Origin of the sequence: Neorhizobium populisoli (assembly GCF_019430945.1) — a bacterium.
In the GTDB taxonomy this organism is placed as follows: Bacteria; Pseudomonadota; Alphaproteobacteria; order Rhizobiales; family Rhizobiaceae; genus Neorhizobium; species Neorhizobium populisoli.
The window spans coordinates 2,501-5,968 of record NZ_JAHYCB010000043.1 but is presented as its reverse complement, the minus strand read 5'-3'; the positions used below and the strand labels follow the sequence as shown (position 1 = coordinate 5,968).

2 rRNA genes are annotated in these 3,468 nt (G+C 53.2%); both read right to left on the bottom strand.

The window, feature by feature from the left end:
* Positions 1-51: 51 nt before the first annotated feature.
* Positions 52-166, bottom strand: a 5S ribosomal RNA gene (rrf, locus tag KX729_RS33245).
* A gap of 201 nt (positions 167-367) precedes the next feature.
* Positions 368-3,252: ribosomal RNA gene (locus KX729_RS33240) — 23S ribosomal RNA — on the bottom strand.
* Positions 3,253-3,468: the final 216 nt, after the last annotated feature.

The following is a 3,468-nucleotide window of genomic DNA, read 5'->3' as shown; positions in this document are numbered from 1 at the left end:
TTTCGTTATGAGAAGATTGTTTTCATCTTGCGATGACATTGCCCTTAAAAGACCTGGCAGCGACCTACTCTCCCGCGTCTTAAGACGAAGTACCATTGGCGCAGGGGTGTTTCACGGCCGTGTTCGGAAAGGGAACGGGTGCAGCCACCCCGCAATGACCACCAGGTCATCTAAAGGCAATGTTTTACGTTTCGCCGCAAAGCGGCGCAACGATGAGAAGCTGGTTCACTCGAAGAGTGATTTGAACACGTCTTGGCTCATGGCCGGACGAACACGTTGTGTTCGCCGGTTCAGTCGCAAAGGCTTACGCCTTCGCTCTGTCGGGACAAGCGCGTTGCGCTTGCCCTATGAGCATTGATCAATGAGAACGATCAAGCCAATCGGGCTATTAGTACCGGTAAGCTTCATGCATTGCTGCACGTCCACACCCGGCCTATCAACGTGGTCGTCTTCCACGGCCCTGATAGGGAACACTCGTTTTCAGGTGGGTTTCCCGCTTAGATGCCTTCAGCGGTTATCCCTTCCATATATAGCTACCCTGCTATGCCCTTGGCAGGACAACAGGTCCACCAGAGATATGTCCATCCCGGTCCTCTCGTACTAGGGACAGATCCTGTCAATATTCCTACACCCACGGCAGATAGGGACCGAACTGTCTCACGACGTTCTGAACCCAGCTCACGTACCGCTTTAATTGGCGAACAGCCAAACCCTTGGGACCTGCTCCAGCCCCAGGATGCGATGAGCCGACATCGAGGTGCCAAACAACCCCGTCGATATGGACTCTTGGGGGTCATCAGCCTGTTATCCCCGGCGTACCTTTTATCCGTTGAGCGATGGCCCTTCCACACGGGACCACCGGATCACTATGACCGACTTTCGTCTCTGCTCGACTTGTCAGTCTCGCAGTCAGGCGGGCTTATGCCATTGCACTCGACGACCGATTTCCGACCGGTCTGAGCCCACCATCGCGCGCCTCCGTTACTCTTTCGGAGGCGACCGCCCCAGTCAAACTACCCACCATACACTGTCTCGGATCCGGATAACGGACCGCGGTTAGACATCCATGACGATAAGGGTGGTATTTCAAGGATGGCTCCACGAAGACTGGCGTCCCCGCTTCAAAGCCTACCACCTATCCTACACATGCCGACACGAATGCCAGTGTAAAGCTATAGTAAAGGTGCACGGGGTCTTTCCGTCTAACCGCAGGAACCCCGCATCTTCACGGGGAATTCAATTTCACTGAGTCTATGTTGGAGACAGCGGGGAAGTCGTTACGCCATTCGTGCAGGTCGGAACTTACCCGACAAGGAATTTCGCTACCTTAGGACCGTTATAGTTACGGCCGCCGTTTACTGGGGCTTCGATTCAAAGCTTGCACCTCTCCTCTTAACCTTCCAGCACCGGGCAGGCGTCAGACCCTATACGTCATCTTTTGATTTCGCAGAGCCCTGTGTTTTTGATAAACAGTCGCTACCCCCTGGTCTGTGCCACCCCTTCATACTTGCGTAAAAAGGGGTCACGCTTCTTCCGAAGTTACGCGTGCAATTTGCCGAGTTCCTTCAACATAGTTCTCTCAAGCGCCTTGGTATACTCTACCTGACCACCTGTGTCGGTTTCGGGTACGGTTTATACGGTGGAGCTATTTCCTGGAACCGCTCCGCTGCCCAACCAATCCAATAAGGTTGAACAACTTGTGCGATCCGTCACTACCACCAAGCCCACGAATATTAACGTGGTTCCCATCGACTACGCATTTCTGCCTCGCCTTAGGGGCCGGCTAACCCTGCTCAGATTAACTTTAAGCAGGAACCCTTGGTCTTTCGGCGAGAGGGTCTCTCACCCTCTTTATCGTTACTCATGTCAACATTCGCACTTCCGATATCTCCAGGGTCCCTCACGAGTACCCCTTCACAGACTTACGGAACGCTCCGCTACCACACGTCTTGCGACGTATCCTCAGCTTCGGTGCATGGCTTTAGCCCCGTTACATTTTCGGCGCAAAGACCCTTATTTAGACCAGTGAGCTGTTACGCTTTCTTTAAATGATGGCTGCTTCTAAGCCAACATCCTGGTTGTTTTGGGATCCTCACATCCTTTCCCACTTAGCCATGACTTGGGGACCTTAGCTGGAGGTCAGGGTTGTTGCCCTCTTCACGACGGACGTTAGCACCCGCCGTGTGTCTGCCGACTAGTACTCCCAGGTATTCGGAGTTTGGTTAGGATCAGTAAGACGGTGAGTCCCCATAGCCCATCCAGTGCTCTACCCCCTGGGGTATTCGGTCGACGCTCTACCTAAATAGATTTCGCGGAGAACCAGCTATCTCCGAGTTTGATTGGCCTTTCACCCCTAGCCACAAGTCATCCCAATCTATTGCAACAGATGCGGGTTCGGTCCTCCAGTTGGTGTTACCCAACCTTCAACCTGCTCATGGCTAGATCACTCGGTTTCGGGTCTAATGCAACTAACTGAACGCCCTGTTCAGACTCGCTTTCGCTGCGCCTACACCTACCGGCTTAAGCTTGCTAGTTACACTAAGTCGTTGACCCATTATACAAAAGGTACGCCGTCACCCTTGCGGGCTCCGACTGTTTGTAGGCATCCGGTTTCAGGTTCTATTTCACTCCCCTTGTCGGGGTGCTTTTCACCTTTCCCTCACGGTACTTGTTCGCTATCGGTCATGCACGAGTACTTAGGCTTGGAGAGTGGTCTCCCCATGTTCAGACAGGATTTCACGTGTCCCGCCCTACTCTAGGACAATGTCTGTTCTACGCCTACGGGACTATCACCCGCTACGGTCGCCTTTTCCAAAGCGTTCGGCTTTATTCAACATTGCCACTGGCCTGGTCCGCGTTCGCTCGCCACTACTTGCGGAGTCTCGGTTGATGTCCTTTCCTTCGGGTACTTAGATGTTTCAGTTCCCCGAGTTCGCTTCTTACCCCTATGTATTCGAAAGTAAGATACCTTATCACAATGCTTGGAAACCTGTTTTGTCCTGTCCTCACGGCCCGAAGGCCTGCGGACGGCGCGGTCCAAAAGGACCGACGGGCTCTGCCCTACGAAGGAAGCCCCTCGCAAGATCAAAGCCAACTAAACAGATTTCCCAAGCATTTAAGGTGGGTTGCCCCATTCGGAGATCCATGGATCAAAGCTCATTCGCAGCTCCCCACGGCTTTTCGCAGCGTATCACGTCCTTCTTCGCCTGTGCATGCCAAGGCATCCACCAAATGCCCTTACGACACTTAATCGTTCTCATTGCCAATGCTCATCAATATAGCCACCCATCAGGCAATCCCCGAAGGAACGACCAAATGCGTGGCGGACCGGTTACCTTTTACAACCAGCCCTTCTCATGATGCCATCGACGTGTTCGACAAGCTTGCTTGATTGGGGTCACGCCGAGCGACCCGCTTACAAGCCTGTCTTTAAGACCAGCTTCTCGAGATTAAATCCGGGACCGTGCG